The 19,677-nt window shown below is 31.3% G+C and carries 20 protein-coding genes and 1 pseudogene; 10 read left to right on the plus strand and 11 right to left on the minus strand.

Annotated elements, in window-relative coordinates:
* Window positions 1-5 precede the first annotated feature (5 nt).
* From ACXAG4_RS06610 to ACXAG4_RS06640, 7 genes are all read right to left on the minus strand, one after another.
* Window positions 6-1,991 (minus strand): ATP-binding protein, encoded by a 1,986-nt coding sequence (locus ACXAG4_RS06610; protein ID WP_475295298.1) that lies wholly within the window; start codon window positions 1,989-1,991, stop codon window positions 6-8.
* A 110-nt stretch (window positions 1,992-2,101) separates the two neighbouring features.
* Window positions 2,102-3,745: a hypothetical protein gene (locus ACXAG4_RS06615; protein ID WP_475295299.1), complete on the minus strand. Its 1,644-nt coding sequence runs from the start codon at window positions 3,743-3,745 to the stop codon at window positions 2,102-2,104.
* A gap of 166 nt (window positions 3,746-3,911) precedes the next feature.
* A complete protein-coding gene (locus ACXAG4_RS06620; protein ID WP_475295300.1) occupies window positions 3,912-4,187 on the minus strand; it encodes a hypothetical protein in 276 nt (91 codons plus the stop codon).
* Window positions 4,188-4,365: 178 nt separating this feature from the next.
* Window positions 4,366-4,761 carry a rhodanese-like domain-containing protein gene (locus tag ACXAG4_RS06625; RefSeq protein ID WP_475295301.1) on the minus strand — a complete coding sequence of 132 codons (396 nt, stop codon included), beginning with the start codon at window positions 4,759-4,761 and terminating at the stop codon, window positions 4,366-4,368.
* A 3-nt stretch (window positions 4,762-4,764) separates the two neighbouring features.
* Entirely contained in the window at window positions 4,765-5,082 is a 318-nt protein-coding gene (locus ACXAG4_RS06630; RefSeq protein WP_475295302.1) for a rhodanese-like domain-containing protein, read from the minus strand.
* Window positions 5,083-5,185: 103 nt separating this feature from the next.
* Complete coding sequence (locus tag ACXAG4_RS06635; protein WP_475295303.1) at window positions 5,186-5,806, minus strand: thioredoxin family protein; 621 nt, start codon at window positions 5,804-5,806, stop codon at window positions 5,186-5,188.
* A gap of 10 nt (window positions 5,807-5,816) precedes the next feature.
* Window positions 5,817-6,356: a TlpA disulfide reductase family protein gene (locus ACXAG4_RS06640; RefSeq protein WP_475295304.1), complete on the minus strand. Its 540-nt coding sequence runs from the start codon at window positions 6,354-6,356 to the stop codon at window positions 5,817-5,819.
* 332 nt (window positions 6,357-6,688) lie between these two features.
* Between ACXAG4_RS06640 and ACXAG4_RS06645 the strand changes: the two genes are divergently transcribed.
* From ACXAG4_RS06645 to ACXAG4_RS06685, 9 genes and pseudogenes are all read left to right on the plus strand, one after another.
* Window positions 6,689-8,095 (plus strand): anthranilate synthase component I family protein, encoded by a 1,407-nt coding sequence (locus ACXAG4_RS06645; protein WP_475295305.1) that lies wholly within the window; start codon window positions 6,689-6,691, stop codon window positions 8,093-8,095.
* Window positions 8,096-8,178: 83 nt separating this feature from the next.
* Window positions 8,179-8,748 (plus strand): anthranilate synthase component II, encoded by a 570-nt coding sequence (locus tag ACXAG4_RS06650; RefSeq protein ID WP_475295306.1) that lies wholly within the window; start codon window positions 8,179-8,181, stop codon window positions 8,746-8,748.
* A gap of 43 nt (window positions 8,749-8,791) precedes the next feature.
* On the plus strand, window positions 8,792-9,784 hold the full coding sequence (gene trpD, locus ACXAG4_RS06655) for an anthranilate phosphoribosyltransferase (RefSeq protein WP_475295307.1): 993 nt from the start codon (window positions 8,792-8,794) through the stop codon (window positions 9,782-9,784).
* Window positions 9,785-10,085: 301 nt separating this feature from the next.
* On the plus strand, window positions 10,086-10,871 hold the full coding sequence (gene trpC, locus ACXAG4_RS06660; RefSeq protein WP_475295308.1) for an indole-3-glycerol phosphate synthase TrpC: 786 nt from the start codon (window positions 10,086-10,088) through the stop codon (window positions 10,869-10,871).
* Between the two features lie 17 nt (window positions 10,872-10,888).
* Window positions 10,889-11,473 (plus strand): annotated as a pseudogene (locus ACXAG4_RS06665) (phosphoribosylanthranilate isomerase); the annotation flags it as partial.
* Window positions 11,474-11,506: 33 nt separating this feature from the next.
* The gene (gene trpB / locus ACXAG4_RS06670) at window positions 11,507-12,694 is read left to right on the plus strand and encodes a tryptophan synthase subunit beta (RefSeq protein WP_475295924.1); all 1,188 of its coding nucleotides are present in this window, start codon (window positions 11,507-11,509) and stop codon (window positions 12,692-12,694) included.
* A gap of 220 nt (window positions 12,695-12,914) precedes the next feature.
* Window positions 12,915-13,679, plus strand: coding sequence for a tryptophan synthase subunit alpha (gene trpA / locus ACXAG4_RS06675; RefSeq protein WP_475295309.1), 765 nt, complete (start codon window positions 12,915-12,917; stop codon window positions 13,677-13,679).
* An 11-nt stretch (window positions 13,680-13,690) separates the two neighbouring features.
* The gene (locus ACXAG4_RS06680; RefSeq protein ID WP_475295310.1) at window positions 13,691-14,965 is read left to right on the plus strand and encodes an NAD(P)/FAD-dependent oxidoreductase; all 1,275 of its coding nucleotides are present in this window, start codon (window positions 13,691-13,693) and stop codon (window positions 14,963-14,965) included.
* 1 nt (window position 14,966) lies between these two features.
* Entirely contained in the window at window positions 14,967-15,422 is a 456-nt protein-coding gene (locus tag ACXAG4_RS06685; RefSeq protein ID WP_475295311.1) for a tRNA (cytidine(34)-2'-O)-methyltransferase, read from the plus strand.
* Here the strand turns inward: ACXAG4_RS06685 and ACXAG4_RS06690 are convergent.
* The 3 genes from ACXAG4_RS06690 to ACXAG4_RS06700 form a co-directional block, all read right to left on the minus strand.
* Window positions 15,411-16,319 (minus strand): TIGR01777 family oxidoreductase, encoded by a 909-nt coding sequence (locus ACXAG4_RS06690; protein ID WP_475295312.1) that lies wholly within the window; start codon window positions 16,317-16,319, stop codon window positions 15,411-15,413. The two genes, ACXAG4_RS06685 and ACXAG4_RS06690, sit on opposite strands and share 12 nt — an antisense overlap.
* Before the next feature lie 189 nt (window positions 16,320-16,508).
* Window positions 16,509-17,192, minus strand: coding sequence for a tRNA (5-methylaminomethyl-2-thiouridine)(34)-methyltransferase MnmC2 (gene mnmC2, locus ACXAG4_RS06695; protein ID WP_475295313.1), 684 nt, complete (start codon window positions 17,190-17,192; stop codon window positions 16,509-16,511).
* Window positions 17,193-17,201: 9 nt separating this feature from the next.
* Window positions 17,202-17,705 carry a DUF4920 domain-containing protein gene (locus ACXAG4_RS06700; protein WP_475295314.1) on the minus strand — a complete coding sequence of 168 codons (504 nt, stop codon included), beginning with the start codon at window positions 17,703-17,705 and terminating at the stop codon, window positions 17,202-17,204.
* A gap of 92 nt (window positions 17,706-17,797) precedes the next feature.
* On the opposite strand from ACXAG4_RS06700, the gene ACXAG4_RS06705 reads away from it, so the two are divergent.
* A complete protein-coding gene (locus ACXAG4_RS06705) occupies window positions 17,798-18,862 on the plus strand; it encodes a branched-chain amino acid aminotransferase (protein WP_475295315.1) in 1,065 nt (354 codons plus the stop codon).
* Between the two features lie 97 nt (window positions 18,863-18,959).
* Here ACXAG4_RS06705 and ACXAG4_RS06710 read toward each other — a convergent pair whose 3' ends face one another.
* Entirely contained in the window at window positions 18,960-19,346 is a 387-nt protein-coding gene (locus ACXAG4_RS06710) for a pyrophosphohydrolase domain-containing protein (RefSeq protein ID WP_475295316.1), read from the minus strand.
* Between the last annotated feature and the right edge of the window lie 331 nt (window positions 19,347-19,677).

The raw sequence follows: 19,677 nt of genomic DNA on the forward strand, positions 1-19,677 counted from the left end.
TATATTTATATTGAAACTGTTACTAATATGGTTGTGCCTTTACCTGGTTTAGATTTAACGCAAAACGTACCATGCTGCTTTAAAATTCTAGTTTCCATGTTTTTAAGTCCTATACCTTGTTTTGTTTTTGTGGTTACAAACCCTTTACCATCATCATTAATACTTAAGCTTAAAACTTTAGAGGCTTCTCTAAATGTAAGAAATATATTGTTAGCTTCAGAATGTTTTACCACATTTAAAATAGCTTCTTGTATTACTCTGTAAAGAGATATTTTAATTTTATCAGAAATATTGCCCCAGTTAATTGTGTCATCAAAGTGAATAGAGTAATTAAAACCATGCGCTTTACTTTGATTAGATATGTAGTCTTCTACTATAGATGTAAAATCTTTACTAGATTTTAAAATGTTATTTTGAAGCGCATGCGAAATACCTCTAATTTCCTTTTCAATTTCATGAAGTTCATTTAAATAAAACTTATATTCAGTTTGATCTTCTTCATCTCCTTTAAGGTTTAAAAACCCCATACCTACTCTAGCACCAAATAACTTGCCTAAAATACCATCATGCAGTTCTTTTGAAATTCTGTGGCGCTCTTGTTTTCTAACTTCTTCTAAATTTGAATGTTGTTTTAAAAGTAAATCGTAAATTTCTTGATTTGCTTTTTCTTGGTTTTTATCAAACAACAATTCTTTATTTTTAATACGCTGTTGCCTTATAAAGTATAGCAGTATTAACAAAATAATAGCAATAGCTGAAAATACTGTTATTAATATATTTTGCTTTGTTAACCGTTTGGTTTTTTTAATATACGTATCAGTTTCAAAAGCAATACGGTTAAACTTATTTCTTATGCTACGCTCTTCGGTTTGTAAACTATCATTTAATTGAATATAGGTTTCTAAATACTTAGTGCTTTTTGTTTTATCTAATTTTGAAAGAAGTTTTAATGCTTCTAACCTATCTTCATTATCAAAAATTTTTACAGCCAAATTTTCGGCTTCTGTGGCAAGTTTTATAGCTTTTAAAGTATCGGTTTTATATGAATAAAATTCTGCTAAATGTATTTTACTTAGCACAATACCCGAAATTCTGTTAACACTATCTCTAATTTTTAACGCTTTTAACAAATTAGTTTCAACACCAATAGTGTCTTTATTTAATAATTTAGTGTAGTACAAATTATCAATAATTCTAGCGTACCTAGTAGGATCATAACTTTGTAATAACGTAGCGTTTAATGCTTGTTTGTAATTATAAATTGCTCTATTATAATTACCTATTTCTCTGTAAACGTTACCAATATTATTAAAACTAGCAATTTTGTAAAGCTGCTCTCTGTTAGATTTTTTTAAATACTCTAAAGCTTTATTATGGTATGCTAAAGATTTATTGAACTCTTTTAGCTTGTAAAAAATTACGCCCAATAAATTGTAACTTACATACAAAGAGGTGTATTTATTTTGCTTTTCAAATACTTTTATGGCGTCAAATATTAGCTTTTCGCAACCTGTAAAATCTCTAATATTATTTTTAACAACTGCCATAGAATATAAAGTTTTTGCGGCTTTGTATTCACTATTAGAAGCATCAAAAAACTTTTTGGCTAAATTGAAAGCATAAAACGCACTATCTAGTTGTTCTTTTGAAAAGTAGTAGTTTCCTTTAGCGCAATAATATTCTGCTATACCAAAAGAGTCTTTTATTTTTTTTGAAAGCTGCAACCTTTCAGCATTAACTTGTTTAAAGAACGCTGAATCTTTTAGCTTGTAGGCTCTGTAAACAATAGTATCTAAATACTTATTTTTTAGTGTATTATTTTTTTGAAAACGTAAAAGCTTATGTGCTTTTTTTAAGTGTAATATTTTTTGGTTGTAATTTTTTGAAGTATTTCTAGCTAAATCAATATACACAGAAACACTGTCTGTTTTTGATATAATATCTTTTGAAAGTTTATGTTTTTCACAAGTAAAAAGTACAAGTGATAACACACACACAAACCATATTTTTAAGCCAATATTTACCAAATAACAATTCAAACACAACTAATTTAAGGTAATAAGTATTACAAAGTAATTACACATTATGATAGTAGCATGTGTTATTCAACACACTTTAATTTATCAATAAAAAACGCTTTATAATTAATATTTGTAATTTCTTTTGCGCCCTTGGTACCTTTTAAAACAATAGATTTTATAGGAGATTTTTGTAATGTTTCCACATAGTTGGGAGCTAATTTCCCTTTAAACTCAAACCCGCTACAACTGGTGCCATATGTATGATATAACACAACCGAATTGCCATTTTCTAATAAAATTTTAACGTAAGTGTTTTTGTTAGAAAAACCACTAACACAACCAATATTGATGTTTGAAGTTAAAAACAAATCAATTCTTTTTCCTTTTTTATAAAGTTCAGCTTTTAAATCGTCGTGAATTTTATAAGCTTTAGTCATGATCACCTTTTCCTGATAAAGATTATCAAATTCATTCATAACATAATGGCAAGCGCTTCTATATTTCTGAAGTTCTAATTCTTTAATATTTATTTTTTTTCTATTATTTTTTTCTTCAGCCTCAGCCTTAGCCATAGCTTCTAGACGTTTTTTTTCTCTTAAAGCTTCTGCTTTTTTTATAGCTCTTTCTCTAATTAAGGCCTGTTTTTTTCTTTCAAACTCTTTTACCCTAGCCACTGAATCTAAACGACGTTGGTTTTTTAATGCTTCTGCTCGTTTTCTTGCGGCTTCTTTTTCCAAAGCTATACGTTTGCGTTCAGCTGCTTCTTGTTCTAATGCTATACGCTTGCGTTCGGCGGCTTCTACTTTGGCTATGGAATCTAAACGACGTTGGTTTTTTAATGCTTCTGCTCGTTTTCTTGCGGCTTCTTTTTCCAAAGCTATACGTTTGCGTTCGGCGGCTTCTACTTTAGCTATGGAATCTAAGCGGCGTTGAGTTTTCAATACTTCTGCTCGCTTTCTTGCGGCTTCTTGTTCTAATGCTATACGCTTGCGTTCAGCTGCTTCTACTTTGGCTATGGAATCTAAACGACGTTGTGTTTTTAATTCCTCCACTCGTTTTCTTTCAGCTTCTTGTTCCAAAGCTATACGCTTACGTTCAGCTGCTTCTACTTTGGCTATGGAATCTAAACGGCGTTGTTGTTTTAATGCCTCAGCACGTTTTCTTGCGGCTTCTTGTTCTAAAGCTATACGTTTGCGTTCGGCTGCTTCTACTTTAGCTATGGAATCTAAACGGCGTTGTTGTTTTAATGCTTCTGCTCGCTTTCTTGCTGCTTCTTGTTCTAATGCTATACGTTTGCGTTCGGCGGCTTCTTCTTTGGCTATGGAATCTAAACGGCGTTGTTGTTCAATCTTATCTTTATTGACTATTTGATATAACCTCTGTTTACGCGCCTCTTCCTCTTTTAATCTTCGTTGGTGTTCTTTCTCTTGAAATTCAAAATACAAATCATCTATCGCATCATTAACTTCTAAATCTTCAATGGTTACTAAACCCGTCCAATCTTTAAATTGTATTTTATAATTATCATTGCCTAAATAGGCAATTACAGTACATTTTTGTCCTTCTTTAAAACTTGCTATAGGATTTTTTAATTGATTTACGGCTTCATCAAGGCTTTTAAATAATTTTCCTTCTTGTGAAAAGCGTGTAGGTATACTCGCTTCTTGTGCAAAAGATATTGCACAAAAAAACAGTAAAATATAAATGTATAAATGCTTTACCATAAATATAAATAAACGCTTATTGCTTTTAACATGCGCTTACAGATTTTACTTTTAATAGATTTAGGGTTGTGAAATTACAAGTTTCATTACAAATAAAGTAAATAAACTTGTAATAAAAAACCCATACGTAATTATATGGGTTTTAATTTATAAAATTGCTAATAAATTAGCTAACTTTTTGACTTTGTTTTAGTTTCATTTTTTCTAATAACATAAGTTCATGCTGAATTTCTTCTTTGCGTTGGTTGAACTTACGTAATTTTTCATCTCTAATTTTTTGATTAGCTATAAGGCGTTGCTTTTTTAGCTCATCTTTTTCTTCTTGAATTTTTAAATTCCTTTTTTGTTTAATTTTTTCTTGGACTACAGATAAATACGCAAAACCGTACATGCTTAAAAACAGTAGTGCTATTATCCCCAAAATAATATAACCGTTATCCATGATTTAAAATGCTATAATTAATTGTTAAGTGAATTATTTTCTAAGATTTTTAACAAAATCCTAATTACTTATAAATTTATAAAATATAGCTGTTTAAGTAAAATAAAAAAGGTGAATTACCTAAAAAATTGGCTAAAAGCAATTTAAAAATTATGGTGTGATTTTTGTGGTATTATTTTTACTTCACAACGTTGTGTTTTTTACCTTTCCAATTTAAAAAACCTCCGTATAAATTATATATTTCATTAAATCCGGCTGCTTTAAAAACTTCTGTACTTTTAGCACTTCGCCTACCAGATTTACAATAAATATAAACAGGTTTTGTTTTATCTAAAACTTCAATATTTTGCTTAAAATTATCTGATAAAAAATCAATATTTTTTGAGTTCGCAATATGCCCTTCATTAAACTCTTTTGGTGTTCTTACGTCAATTAATTGAATAGTTTCAGTGTTTAAAATTTCAACTAGTTCTTCGGCAGTTATATTTTTATAACCGTTTTGGGCTTTTATATTTTCACAATTAAAAAATAAAACGCACAAGGTTAAAAAAATTATTTTCTGAAAATGTTTCATAGGTTAATTAGTTTCAACCACATCACCTGTCCATTCTAACATGCCACCTTCTAAATTATAGGCATTTTCAAAGCCCATTTCTTCCATAATAGCACATGCTTGTCCACTTCTATTTCCAGATCTACAATACACATAGTAATTTTTACTTTTATCTAGTTTATCTAAGGCATCAATAAATGCATCACCTAAATAAAAATCTATATGTTTAGCGTTTTTTATAATACCTTCAGCAACTTCGGCATCGGTTCTTACATCTAAAACAACAGCATTATCATCTTTTGCTAATTGTTCTACCCATTCTTCTTGTGTTAAATCTTCCATTTTTAAATATTTTGTAAACAAAATTAGTATTTATATATTTTATAGACGAAAAAAATCTGAAGCATTACACCTCAGATTTCAAAAAAAAACATTCGTTTTTCTGTTATACTTTTATTGTGCAACCAATGGCTTTTGTTTCTTTTTCTGGCACCTCTTTTGAGTTAATTAAAGCATCAACTGCGTTTTCAACATATTTGGTAGTTACGGCTTCGGCACTTTTGTAATTATCATCAATAGCACCAATATACTTAACTATATTACCTATTCCTGTTTTTTGCAAAACGAAAACATGTGGTGTTTTTGTGGCTCCAAATTTTGGATATATTTCTTGATTTTCGTCAATTAAATAAGGGAATGTAAACCCTTTTTCTTCAGCACGCTTTTTCATTGCCTGTAAATTATCACCAGGCATTACTTTTGTGTTGTTAGGCATAATGGCAATTACAGGGTAGCCTTTAGCAGCATATTTTTTATCTAAAGCTACTATTCTATCTTCGTACATTACTGCGTATGGGCACGTGTTGCAGGTAAAAGTGACAATAAAACCTTTAGCGTCTTTGTAATTTGATAATGACACCTTTTTACCATCGATGTTTTTTAGTGAAAAATCTTCAGCAATATCGCCAATTTTATAACCTTCTGTGGCATTATTAGAGGGTAAAGTTAACACTACCGAAATTACTGATACGAAAGCTAAGGTTAATAATTTAATTGTTGTACTCATTGTTTTTTGTTTAAAATTTTTGGAGGTTGGTTTCTAATTCTTGGTAAGTAAATGACTGTTCATAAAAACTACGTTTGTTGTTTTTATATATAATGGTTGCTGGTATAGAGCCAGACCAGTTTTTGCTAATTTTTGGTATCCAACTGTTAGAATTGGCATCATCTAAAACCACAACTTTACTTTTTAAATTATGTGCTTTTATAAATGGTTTTAGTTTGGTTTCATATTGGTGCGGAAAATCTAAACTCACCAAAATTACTTCCACATTTTTATTACTGTAATTGGCTTGTAATGTTTCAAAATAAGGTAACTCTTTTACACATGGTGCACACCAAGTAGCCCAAAAATTTACAACATATGTTTTACCATCATTTTTATGCAAAAGTGGTTTTAAGCCTTCATAATTATAAATTTCTAAATCAATATCTTGAGTTTCCTCAACTGTTTTACTTTGTGTTGCATCATCAATTTTAGCCATAGTTTTTTCTTTCACTTTGTTGTTGCAACTAAATAAAATTACAGCTAATAAAATGGTGGCGCTTATTTTCATTTTTAAAATGCTTTCTATTTTTACATTATCATATTCCTATTTACGCATAAAAATAGCAAATAGATTTTTTAACTATCAACCAATTAACAATCTTTTAATTAAAAATTTAAACAAAGTATTGTTTAATAATGTTTTCGTTTTTATATTTGAAGCATAAAATAATTTTACAAATGAAAATATCTTTAAATAATACTTGGTGGTGGTGCTTTCGAAACTAACATTCGTGAAGTAACACCTAGTATATTTAAAATTGAAATATAAATAAAGGCTTGTCATTCACGACAGGCCTTTTTTCTTTGCTTATCACCAAATAAGCATTAAAAACATATAAAATGAAAACATTTAACCTTTTTACACATCATAAAAAAATATTAACAGATACTATTACACCGGTAACCGTATACTATAAAATACGCGATAAATACCCTAATAGTATTTTATTAGAAAGTGGTGATTACCACCGCAACCATAAAAACTTCTCATACATTTGTTTTAACCCAATTGCTTCTATTAAAATTGAAAACGAGGTGATTTCGCAAACATTTCCTGATGGAAGCACTACCGAAACCACTATTAATAACAATGTTAATGTAGTTGATGAAATTTATAAATTCACAAAACGATTTAACACTTCTTGTGATGAAAATTTCAAATTTATAAACAATGGTATTTTTGGTTATACCGCCTATGATGCTGTTAGGTATTTTGAAGATGTTAACATTAGCAAAAAGGATGATTCGGTTAATATTCCAGATGTATATTACGCGGTTTACAAAAACATTATAGCCATAAACCATTTTAAAAACGAAGCCTACATTTTTGCACATTGCTATGATGATATGGATAATAACATTCATGACATTGATGCTTTAATTAACGTTCAAAACTTTGCTTCATATAAATTTACTGCTAAAAACAACATACAATCTAACTTAACTGATAACGATTTTAAAGAACAGGTAAAGCTTGCAAAAAAACACTGCCAACGTGGTGATGTGTTTCAATTGGTACTATCGCGCCTTTTTTCGCAAGAATTTACAGGAGACGATTTTAACGTTTACCGCGCCTTACGAAGCATAAACCCATCGCCCTATTTATTTTATTTTGATTATGGCGATTTTAAAATATTTGGTAGCTCACCCGAAGCCCAATTAATTGTAACAGATGGTTTAGCCGAAATTCATCCAATTGCAGGAACCTTTAAGCGAACTGGTGATGAAGCAAAAGATGAGATTTTAGCCGAAAAACTAAAAAATGACGACAAGGAAAATGCCGAACACGTTATGCTTGTAGATTTAGCAAGAAACGATTTAAGCAGACATGGCAATAATGTAAAAGTAGAAACCTATCGCGAAGTTCAATTTTTCTCGCATGTAATTCATTTAGTAAGTAAAGTTACAGGGCATAAGCACAAACAAACATCTACAATGCAAGTAGTAGCCGATACGTTTCCGGCAGGAACACTAAGCGGTGCACCAAAACATATGGCTATGCAACTTATTGAAAAATATGAAAAAACAAGTCGCGGTTATTACGGTGGAGCCATTGGTTTTATGGATTTTGATGGCAATTTTAACCACGCCATAATGATAAGAACTTTTTTAAGTAAAGATTACAAATTAAACTGGCAAGCCGGAGCAGGTATGGTATCAAAATCTAATGAAGAAAGCGAAACCCAAGAAGTTTACAACAAACTTGGTGCGCTAAAAAAAGCTATTAAAGTAGCCGAAGAAATATAAATAGATTTTAGATGATGCTAAAATTTCAAATTAAATTAAAAACAATAATTTTTTTCCTAAAACAGGAAAATTAAAAAGTTGATATGAAAAAAGTATTAGTAATAGATAATTACGACAGTTTCACATACAATTTAGTGCATTATTTAGAAGACTTAAACTGTAATGTAACTGTTTACCGAAATGATAAATTACAATTAGAAGATGTTGAACCTTTTGATAAAATTGTATTATCTCCAGGTCCTGGCATTCCTGATGAAGCTGGCCTTTTAAAAGCCATCATTAAAAAATATGCCGCCACCAAAAGTATTTTTGGTGTGTGCTTAGGCCAACAAGCAATAGGCGAAGTTTTTGGTGGCACTTTAGAAAACTTAAACGATGTGTACCACGGTGTTGCCACCAATGTAACAATAAGTGTTGATGACGAATATATTTTTAAAGGATTAAATAAAAACATTGAAGTTGGCCGTTACCACTCTTGGGTTGTAAATGCTAATTTACCCGAAAGTTTAGAAGCTACATCATTTGATGAAAACGGGCAAGTAATGTCTTTACGCCATAAAACTTTTGATGTTCGTGGTGTACAATATCACCCAGAATCGGTTTTAACACCAGATGGCAAGAAAATTTTAGAAAATTGGGTAAATCATAAGTAAACAAAAGTAAACACTCCCTATTGAAGAGAATTTAATAAAGAACATGAAAGACATACTAAACAGACTAATAAACCACGAAACCCTCACCACACAAGAGGCAAAACAAATTATAGTAAACATATCAAATGATATGTACAACCCTAGCCAAATTGCATGTTTCCTATCGGTTTTTATGATGCGAAGCATTACTTTAAATGAGTTGCAAGGCTTTAGAGATGCGCTTTTAGAACTTTGCATAAAAGTAGATTTTAATGATTTTAATACCATAGATATTGTTGGTACAGGTGGTGATGGTAAAAACACCTTCAACATATCAACATTATCATCATTTATTACCGCTGGTGCCGGTGTTAATGTTTCAAAACATGGTAATTATGGTGTATCTTCAACCTCTGGTTCTTCAAACGTTATGGAAAATTTAGGGGTTAAATTTTCTAACAATCAAGATTTTTTAAAACGCTGTTTAGATAAAGCAGGCATATGCATTTTACACGCGCCCTTATTCCATCCTGCCATGAAAAATGTAGCTCCAATTCGTAAAGAGTTAGGCGTAAAAACCTTTTTTAATATGTTAGGGCCTATGGTGAACCCATCATTTCCTAAAAGCCAATCGTTAGGTGTTTTTAATTTAGAAGTATTGCGTCTTTACAGTTTTATATACCAAAACACAAATATAAACTATAGTATTGTTTATGCTTTAGATGGTTATGATGAAATTTCGCTTACAGGCAAAGCAAAAATAGTATCAAACCATTCTGAAAAACTATTCTCACCAGAAAATTTAGGATTAAATAAAGTAAAACAGCAAGCAATATATGGAGGCAATACTGTTAAAGATGCCGCTAAAATATTTGTTGACATTATAAGCGGTAACGGTACAGAAGCGCAAAATAACGTAGTTTGTGCAAACGCTGGTTTAGCTATTGCCACTTCAAAACAAATAACACATAAAGAGGGTTTTGAATTAGCTAAAGAATCTTTATTCTCTGGTAAAGCAAAACAAAGTTTAGATAAATTAATAGCATTGAGCAAATAATTTAAGTCTAAGTTAGATGTTAGAAAAATTAAAATTTCAGAATAGAAAAGAAATAAAGACAGCAAAAAAAAGCAAGTCTCAAATTTCGACACGGTTGAAAGCTCAATCTATAGAAATATAGAGCAAAAAACAGAATTGCGAAGCGCAGCTTCAAGCATGAAATTTTTAAAGCGAATGTTCCTAAGGAACTTCCTTAAATTGGTTTGATTTTTTGGTTCAGCTTCGCTTGGTACTCACGTTTAAAAAATACTTTAAACTTAGCAATGTATCAAGACAAAATGAACATAACAAAATAAAAAAAATGAATATACTAGATAAAATAGTAATAGATAAACGCAAAGAAGTAGATTTAAGAAAAAGCTTAATTCCAACTTCACAATTAGAGCAATCAATATTGTTTTCTAAAAACACAATTTCTTTGGCCAAAAGGTTAAAAAACAGTGCTTCAGGCATTATTGCAGAGCATAAACGTCGTTCACCATCAAAATCAATAATTAATAATAGTTTAAACACACAAGATGTAGCCTTAGGTTATGAAAGCGCAGGTGTTTGCGGTATGTCTGTTTTAACCGATGGAAAATATTTTGGTGGTTCTTTAGATGATTTATTAACAGCCAGAGCAGCTTGCAATTTACCTTTATTACGTAAAGAGTTTATAATTGACACATATCAAATTCTTGAAGCCAAAGCCTATGGTGCCGATGTTATTTTACTCATTGCTGCTATTTTAACTAAAGAAGAAATTAAACAATTTTCAGAACTAGCAAAAAGTTTACACTTAGATGTACTTTTAGAAGTGCATAATTTAGAAGAATTACAAAAATCTATTATGCCTAGTTTAGATATGTTAGGCATAAATAACCGAAACTTAAAAACCTTTGAGGTAAGTTTAGAAACCAGTAAATTATTAAGTTCTGAAATTCCAAATGATTTTGTAAAAGTATCCGAAAGCGGCATTAGCAACATTAAAGCCATAAAAGAACTACAACCATTTGGTTATCAAGGTTTTTTAATAGGTGAAAATTTTATGAAAACCGATAATCCTGGAGCAAGTGCAACAAAATTTATAAAAGATTTAGAAGAATGAAGTTAAAAGTTTGCGGAATGAAATATCAAGATAATATTGAGCAAGTTGCCACATTGCAACCAGATTATCTTGGGTTTATATTTTATGAAAAATCACCAAGACATTTTGATGGCATCATGCCTCAATTACCTGAAACCATAAAAAAAACAGGCGTTTTTGTAAATGAAGATTTAAATACAGTTATAGAAACTGTAAATAAATTTAAACTGCAAGCAGTACAATTACATGGCGAAGAGTCGCCGTTTTACTGCAACATGCTAAATACCACAAAACAGCTACATAAACCCATTGAAGTTATAAAAGTATTCTCAGTAAAAGAAGGCTTTAATTTTGAAGTTTTAAAACAATACGAGAGCGTTTGTAAATATTTCCTTTTTGATACCAAAGGCAAACTACCTGGTGGCAACGGCTATACTTTTAACTGGAGCATTTTAAACAACTACCCGTCAACAAAACCTTTCTTTTTAAGTGGTGGCATAGGTTTAGATCAGGTTGCAGACATTAAAAAATTTAAAGAAAGTAACGCTGCAAAATATTGCTATGCTTTAGATGTAAATAGTAAATTTGAAATAGCACCCGGATTAAAAAATATTAGCATACTAAAAGAGTTTCAAAATAAATTGAATAATAAAACTATGCAACAGAATTTTAATGTAGATGATAAAGGCTACTACGGCAACTTTGGTGGCGCTTTCATACCTGAAATGTTATACCCAAATGTAGAAGAGCTACGCCAAAATTATTTAAAAGTTATGGCAGAACCAGACTTTAAAAATGAATTTGATAAGCTTTTAAAAGATTACGTTGGGCGTCCTTCACCGCTATATTTTGCTAAACGCCTTTCAGAAAAATACAACACCAAAATTTATTTAAAACGCGAAGATTTAAACCACACAGGTGCGCACAAAATAAATAATACAATTGGTCAAATTTTAATGGCAAAACGTCTTGGTAAAAAACGCATTATTGCAGAAACTGGCGCAGGCCAACACGGTGTAGCTACAGCTACAGTTTGTGCACTTATGGGCTTAGAGTGTATTGTTTACATGGGCGAAATTGATATTGCAAGACAAGCACCAAATGTTGCACGCATGAAAATGCTTGGCGCAAAAGTTGTGCCTGCGTTGTCTGGCAGCCGTACATTAAAAGATGCTACAAACGAAGCTATACGCGATTGGATTAACAACCCTGTAAACACCCATTACATTATTGGTTCGGCCATTGGGCCGCATCCATATCCAGATATGGTTACACGTTTTCAATCTGTAATTTCAGAAGAAATAAAATGGCAATTAAAAGAGCAAGAAGGTAGAGAAAACCCAGATTATGTGGCCGCTTGTATTGGTGGTGGCAGTAATGCAGCCGGTACTTACTACCATTATTTACACGAAGAAGACGTAAAAATAATTGCTGTAGAAGCTGCTGGTTTAGGTGTAGATTCTGGTGAAAGTGCAGCCACCTCTGTACTAGGAAAAGAAGGTATTATTCATGGCTGCAAAACATTGTTAATGCAAACAAATGACGGGCAAATTACAGAGCCCTACTCCATTTCTGCAGGGTTAGATTATCCTGGTGTTGGCCCAATGCATGCGCACTTAGCCCAAACAGGTCGCGCAGAATTTATATCAATTACAGATGATGAAGCCATGAAAGCTGGTTTAGAACTTTGTAAATTAGAAGGTATAATTCCAGCCATTGAAACATCTCATGCGCTTGCTATTTTTAACCAAAAACAGTTTAAACCAAATGATGTGATTGTAATGAGTTTATCTGGTCGTGGCGATAAAGATTTACAGAATTATATTGATTATTTTAAGATATAAATGTTGATGACTTTTCATTTCCGAGAAATCGGAAATCTTAGTTTATTTTGAAACAACTAAATACGTTAACAACTCTATTAAAAGAGAAAGACAATTAAAAAATGGAATAGGGAATGGAAAATTAGTTTAATAAATAGCTTAAAAACCAGACTATAAAGACCTTACAGAATACATTTAAAAAAGATTCCCTCTTCTGAGAGAATGAAAAAAGTCATTTAAAATGAACAGAATAAACCAAAAATTACAAGAAAATAAAAAGCTACTGTCTATATATTTTACTGCAGGCTACCCCAATATTGATGATACCGTAAAAATTATTCAAGATTTAGAAAAAAACGGAGTAGACATGATAGAAATTGGACTGCCTTTTAGTGATCCGTTAGCCGATGGACCAACCATTCAAGACAGTTCAACAAAAGCCTTAAAAAACGGTATGACCACTCAAGTGCTTTTCAAACAATTGCAAGATATTAGGCAATCTGTTAGTATACCACTAATAATTATGGGATATTTTAACCCCATGCTGCAATATGGTGTTGAAGATTTCTGTAAAAAATGTCAAGAAATTGGTATTGATGGTTTAATCATTCCAGATTTACCAGTTGATGTTTACCATGAACAATACCAAGCTACTTTTGAAAAATACGGTTTAATAAACGTGTTTTTAATTACACCACAAACAAGTGATGAGCGTATTCGCTTTATAGATTCTGTTTCAAACGGATTCATTTATATGGTAAGTAGCGCCAGTACAACCGGAGCAAAATCTGGTTTTGGAGATGAGCAAACAGCTTATTTTGAGCGTATAAATAAGCTAAAATTAAAAAACCCTCAAATTGTTGGCTTTGGTATAAGTAATAACAAAACCTTTACAGCCGCTACAAAATATGCTAAAGGTGCCATTATTGGTAGTGCTTTTGTAAAACACATTACTGCTAATAATGCAAAAAATATTGATGTTTTTGTAAATTCAATTTTAAAATAAAACGCTAAAAAATGGCTAATAAAGAAAAGGTTGTAATTATAGGTGCTGGTTTTGCAGGTTTGCGTATTGCCCAAGATTTAATAAATCATCCGGCCTATGATGTACTGTTAATAGACAAACATAATTTTCATCAATTTCAGCCATTAATGTATCAAGTAGCTTCGGCGCGTTTAGAGCCTGCAAGTATTTCATTTCCTTTACGCAAAGTTTTTCAACGTGCTAAAAATGTAAAAATTAGAATAGCAAAAGTTGAAAATATTAACACTAAAGAAAACTGTATTTCAACAACAATTGGTAATTTTAATTATGATCATTTAGTAATTGCTATTGGTTGTACTACCAATTATTTCAACAATAAAAACTTAGAAGATTATGCTTATCCAATGAAAACCATTCCGGAAGCCATTCAACTAAGAAACAGAATTTTACAAACGTTTGAAGATGCTCTAAATACAAAAGATGACAACCAACTACAAGCATTACTAAATTTTGTTATTGTAGGCGGTGGACCAACTGGTGTAGAGTTAGCGGGTGCTTTAGCCGAAATGAAAAAAAACATTTTACCTAAAGATTACCCAGACAAAGATTTTTCAAAACTCACTATTTATCTTTTAGAAGGTGCACCAAGTACCCTTAACCCCATGAGCAAAGGGTCTCAAACAAAATCGCAAGAATATTTAGAAGATTTGGGTGTGGTTGTAAAAACAAACACACTTGTAAATGATTATGACGGTAATTTGGTAACCTTAAATACAGGTGAAAAAATAACCTCTAAAAATGTAATTTGGGCTGCTGGTGTTACCGGAAATATTATTGAAGGTTTACCCAAAGAAACTATAACACGCGGTAACCGCTTAATAGTAAATAAACAAAATAAAATAATTGGGTTAAACAATGTTTATGCCTTGGGCGATATAGCTTATATGGAAACACCAAACTACCCCAAAGGACATCCGCAATTAGCAGGTGTAGCCTTACAGCAAGCTAAACTACTTGCTAAAAATTTAAAAAACAGTTATAAAAATAAACCCCAAAAAGCCTTTGAATATATAGATAAAGGCTCTATGGCAACCATTGGAAAACGTAAGGCTGTGGTAGATTTACCAAAGTTTAGTTTTCAAGGGCGCTTAGCATGGTTTACTTGGATGTTTATTCACCTTATGCTTATTTTAAGTGTGAAAAACAAACTTTTAATTTTTATGAATTGGAGCATAAGCTACTTTAGTAATGATAGTACTCTTCGTATTTTAATGAAACCAGTAAAAAAACGTGTTAAAACCAAATAAAATGTCTTTAAACATTGTTTTATTTGAGCCCGAAATACCAAACAACACTGGGAATATTGGTAGGCTAACCTTGGCTTCGGGTTGCAAACTGCATTTGGTTAAACCTTTTGGTTTTGAAATTGATGATGCTAAATTAAAACGTGCCGGTTTAGATTATTGGCCACATTTAAATGTTGTTTATTATGAAAGTATTTCGGAATTTTTCAGCATAAATAGAGCAAAAAAACTTATATTTTTGTCTAGCCATGGTACAAAAAATCATTGGAACATTCCTTTTGAAGATGATATGTTTTTAGTTTTTGGAAAAGAATCTGTTGGTCTACCAAAACACATCATCGAAAGCCATGAATCATCGCTTTATAAAATTCCTATTTACAGTAAAAAAGTGCGTAGTTTAAATTTAGCAAATGCCGTTAGCATAATTGTTTATGAAGGCTTACGCCAATTAAGCATTTAATAAATTTACCAAAGCTGGTTTTAAATGGTGATGCTCAAAATTATAACCACTATCTTCAATTTTTTTACTGCTTACACGCTGGCTATCAAATAAAATAGTATGCATTTCGCCTAAAACTAATTTCATAAAAAACTTAGGAATATTAGGTAGAAAAAGTGGCTTGTGTAAAATGCTAGCAATGGTTTTTGTAAGTTCATTATTAGACACCGGATTTGGAGACACGGCATTGTAGACACCAGATAAATTATGTTCTAAAACATGCATGAAAATATTAGCCAAATCATCAATATGAATCCAAGATTGCCACTGTTTTCCTGTTCCAAAGGCAGCACCAACACCATATTTAATTGGCTTTACCATTTGTTGTAATGCTCCGCCTTGGCTAGCTAAAACCAAACCAATTCTAATTTTAGCTGCAGGTATATTTACTTTTGAAAAATCATCAACCGCCTTTTCCCAAGCGTGTACCACCTTGGCTAAAAAGCCGGTATCTTTCCCTTTAAAATCTTCTTCATAATAATTAGTTTGAGAATCTGGATAAACACTAATTCCGCTAGCCGATATAACCTGTTTTATACTGTGTGTTTCGCCTTTAAGCGCGTTAATTAGCACATTAGCAGATTGTGTTCTACTTTGTAAAATTTCCTTTTTATAGCTTTTGGTCCAGCGCTTAGCAACTGTAGCTCCTGCTAAATGAATTATAGCATCTACATTTTTAAAGCACTCAATATCTATATCATTTTTAGCAGGATTCCAATAAAAACCTTTGTAAGTTTCAGTATTTTTAATTTTAGATTTACTTGTGGTTAAGTAATTTACAGTAATATTTTTTTCATGACAGCGTTTTACAATCTCTTGTCCAATCATACCCGTAGCGCCTGTAATTAAAACTTTCATTTTTCAATTTTTAATTAAATTTACAAAACGTTTATTGTAATTGCTAGCTATTTAGCTAAGGTTTAACAGTTGATTATAAAGAAGTAAACGAATACGATATTTAATGTTAAATATTTAAGAAATTTCTTTTCATTTTAAAGGTCAATTAACAATTAAAATACAAAAAAACACACATTTATATTTATAATTTTACACAGAAGAAACGATATGTTTTGTGGCTCTTAGCATTTCGCGCTTTCCTGGTGGCCCTGGTAATTTTTCAACCAAAAACCCTACAGCTTGCATAGCTCTACGCACACTACCTTTGGCGGAATACGTAACTAGTACACCTTCATTTTTAAGCGCTTTGTACATCTTTTTAAAAATAGTTTCTGTCCATAATTGGGGTTGAACTCTAGCTCCAAAAGCATCAAAATATATAAGATTGAACTGATTTTCACAATCAATATCATCAAAAAACTTTTCTTGTTTGGTTAATGTAAATGTGTTAGAAATTTGATGTGCTTCTTCCCAAGTTGAAGCGTGTAATTCATTAAAAAATGATGTTTCAACTTGTAATTCTTCAGCATAATTTAGTTTAGCAACTTCATCCAAAGAAACAGGGTAACCTTCAACCCCAACATAATTTACTGGTATTTTAAGTTTTCCAGATTCAATATACGTTATTAATGCGTTTAAACCTGTGCCAAAACCAATTTCAAGTATTGCATATTCTGTATTAAATTTTGAATGGTAAATATGATGTAAACCATGTTTTATAAAAACATGATATGCCTCTTGTATGGCGCCATGCTTTGAATGGTATTGTTCATTCCATTCAGGAATATGAATGGTTGATGAACCATCGGCGGTAATAATAATTTCGCGTTTCAATGTACCAAACTATTGCGCTACCAACACACCATCGGCTTCAAACGAAAATGTTTTTTTAGGCTGGGTAATAGCGGCAATTTCTTCAGCAGATTTTCCTGCATCTTCAGCGTAGTGTTGTAATTCTTCAACAGGTACTTCATTTACAAAAGCTTTACCGTTTACAATAACTTGTTTGCCTGTAATATCTTTTGGCACAAAAAAACCATAGTCTTTAAATTTTACCATAGTTTCATTGCCATTACCCAAATCTAAAGTCATCCAACAACCTTTTGCCTGACATACATTTTTAACTGTGGCTACAATTTTTGAGTTTATACTATCGCCCACATTCATATCTTTAAAATGAGCTAACATAGATTTAGACGCAATGGCATCATCTGCAATAATTTCTTTTCCAAAAGATGTGTAAGCAACTTTTTCTACTGTTTCTTCAGTTTTTTTAGTTTCTTCAACTTTTTTCTTGCAAGAATTTAACATGAACACACTAATAAATGCAACAATAAATAGCCTCATAGTATAAAAATTTCAATTTTAAATGATTTATGTAAAGATACCCTTTTTTTACAAACCTTTTATTTAACTTTGTTCTTTAAAATTACAGGCTTATGAGCACAATAATCAATGATATTGAGGTTATAAAAACAAAGTCTTCTAAAATTAATGAAGTAGACTTTGATAATTTGAAGTTTGGAAGTGTATTTTCAGACCATATGTTGGTGTGTGATTATAAAAATGGTAAATGGCAAGCACCAAAAGTTATGCCTTACCAAGGAATTACATTAGATCCATCTGCAAAAATTTTCCATTACGGGCAATCTGTTTTTGAAGGCATGAAAGCTTACAAAGATGCCGAAGATAATGTTTGGTTATTTCGACCATTAGATAACTGCAAGCGTTTAAATATTTCATCAAAACGTTTGGCAATACCCGAATTGCCTGAAGATTATTTTATGGAAGGCCTAAAAGCTTTATTAGAAGTTGATAAAGATTGGATTCCTAAAAACGAAGGTAGCTCATTATACATACGTCCGTTTATATTTGCATCGGGCGAAGGCTTTCACGCATCTCCTGCCGATGAATATAAGTTTTTAATATGTACAGCGCCTTCAGGTTCTTATTTTTCTGGCGAAGTAAAAGTATTAATTGAAGAAAAATACTCGCGTTCTGCAAATGGTGGTGTTGGTTTTGCTAAAGCAGGCGGTAATTATGCTGGCCAATTTTACCCAACACAATTAGCCAAAGAAAAAGGTTACCAGCAAGTTATTTGGACAGATGATAACACCCACGAATATATTGAAGAAGCTGGTGCTATGAATATTTTTGTTAGAATTAATGACACATTAATTACTGGGCCAACAAGTGATAGAATACTTGATGGTATTACCCGTAAAAGTATTATTGAATTAGCAAAAGCCGAAGGCATAAATGTTGAAGTTAGAAAATTAAGAGTTGATGAAGTAGTTGAAGCAGCTAAAAACGGTAATTTAAAGGAAATGTTTGGCGCTGGTACAGCTGCGGTAATTTCACCTATTGCCGGATTTGGATACAAAGGTGAAGATTATGATTTACCTAAGTTTGATGATACTTACGCTAGCTTTTTAAAGAAACGCATTACTGATATTCAAACAAATAAAGCTGAAGATCCATTTGGATGGCGTTATAAGGTTTAGCCCATCCCTATCCCTTCCCAAAGGGAAGGTGATACTCATAATTAAATAAAAAAAGGTAGCAATATGCTACCTTTTTTGTCATTCAAAATGACAAATTTTATTTGTCTAAAATAGCTTTTATATTAGGTTTAAAATAATTTGGGCCTTTAAGCACTTTACCATCTTCTCTATAAATTGGCTCACCATCATCTCCTAATTTACTCATATTACTACGCTGTATTTCTTCAAAAACCTCTTCTATTTTATGTTGTAAACCATGCTCTATAATTGTTCCACATAAAATGTAAAGCATATCGCCTAGGGCGTCAGCTACTTCAACTAAATCATTATTATTAACAGCCTCTAAATACTCTTCGTTTTCTTCTCGCATTAATTTATAGCGTAACATATTTTTGTCACTACCTAAATCTGCTTTAGGTGTTTCTCTATAACCAATTTTAAAGGCTGTATGAAATGCTTTAACAGCGTCTATTTTATCTTTCATAAATTTTATATTTTGAAATTAACGTAAAAGCGAAAATCTCATCATTATTAATTAAATTTGCATAAAAGTAATTATATGTTTAGTAAGGGTCAAATAGTATTTGGTGTTTTATTTTTTATTGTATTCGCTATTATTATAGGTTTTATGTACCGTAAAGATTTGAAACTTCATAAACGTTTTTACAAAGGCAGTAGTTGGATATTGCTAGCATTTATTTCCTTTATTTTATTTATTGCCGCAATTAAATTCTTTTTTAAATAATTTTACAAGAACGTATACGCTGTTATTTAAGTTTACAAACTACCTTTTCTTATATAATTAGAAGTAATAG

The sequence above is a fragment of the Seonamhaeicola sp. ABD4_175 genome (assembly GCF_056160885.1).

Excerpts from the sequence above, each read along its gene's own strand:
- ACXAG4_RS06635 (WP_475295303.1), bottom strand. The coding sequence starts at position 5,806 with ATGAGTACAACAATTAAATTATTAACCTTAGCTTTCGTATCAGTAATT.
- trpA (WP_475295309.1), top strand. The coding sequence starts at position 12,915 with ATGAACAGAATAAACCAAAAATTACAAGAAAATAAAAAGCTACTGTCT.
- ACXAG4_RS06615 (WP_475295299.1), bottom strand. The coding sequence starts at position 3,745 with ATGGTAAAGCATTTATACATTTATATTTTACTGTTTTTTTGTGCAATA.
- ACXAG4_RS06710 (WP_475295316.1), bottom strand. The coding sequence starts at position 19,346 with ATGAAAGATAAAATAGACGCTGTTAAAGCATTTCATACAGCCTTTAAA.
- ACXAG4_RS06680 (WP_475295310.1), top strand. The coding sequence starts at position 13,691 with ATGGCTAATAAAGAAAAGGTTGTAATTATAGGTGCTGGTTTTGCAGGT.
- ACXAG4_RS06650 (WP_475295306.1), top strand. The coding sequence starts at position 8,179 with ATGAAAAAAGTATTAGTAATAGATAATTACGACAGTTTCACATACAAT.
- ACXAG4_RS06645 (WP_475295305.1), top strand. The coding sequence starts at position 6,689 with ATGAAAACATTTAACCTTTTTACACATCATAAAAAAATATTAACAGAT.
- ACXAG4_RS06705 (WP_475295315.1), top strand. The coding sequence starts at position 17,798 with ATGAGCACAATAATCAATGATATTGAGGTTATAAAAACAAAGTCTTCT.
- trpD (WP_475295307.1), top strand. The coding sequence starts at position 8,792 with ATGAAAGACATACTAAACAGACTAATAAACCACGAAACCCTCACCACA.
- trpB (WP_475295924.1), top strand. The coding sequence starts at position 11,507 with ATGCAACAGAATTTTAATGTAGATGATAAAGGCTACTACGGCAACTTT.
- ACXAG4_RS06620 (WP_475295300.1), bottom strand. The coding sequence starts at position 4,187 with ATGGATAACGGTTATATTATTTTGGGGATAATAGCACTACTGTTTTTA.
- ACXAG4_RS06700 (WP_475295314.1), bottom strand. The coding sequence starts at position 17,705 with ATGAGGCTATTTATTGTTGCATTTATTAGTGTGTTCATGTTAAATTCT.
- ACXAG4_RS06625 (WP_475295301.1), bottom strand. The coding sequence starts at position 4,761 with ATGAAACATTTTCAGAAAATAATTTTTTTAACCTTGTGCGTTTTATTT.
- ACXAG4_RS06630 (WP_475295302.1), bottom strand. The coding sequence starts at position 5,082 with ATGGAAGATTTAACACAAGAAGAATGGGTAGAACAATTAGCAAAAGAT.
- ACXAG4_RS06685 (WP_475295311.1), top strand. The coding sequence starts at position 14,967 with ATGTCTTTAAACATTGTTTTATTTGAGCCCGAAATACCAAACAACACT.
- ACXAG4_RS06690 (WP_475295312.1), bottom strand. The coding sequence starts at position 16,319 with ATGAAAGTTTTAATTACAGGCGCTACGGGTATGATTGGACAAGAGATT.
- ACXAG4_RS06640 (WP_475295304.1), bottom strand. The coding sequence starts at position 6,356 with ATGAAAATAAGCGCCACCATTTTATTAGCTGTAATTTTATTTAGTTGC.
- trpC (WP_475295308.1), top strand. The coding sequence starts at position 10,086 with ATGAATATACTAGATAAAATAGTAATAGATAAACGCAAAGAAGTAGAT.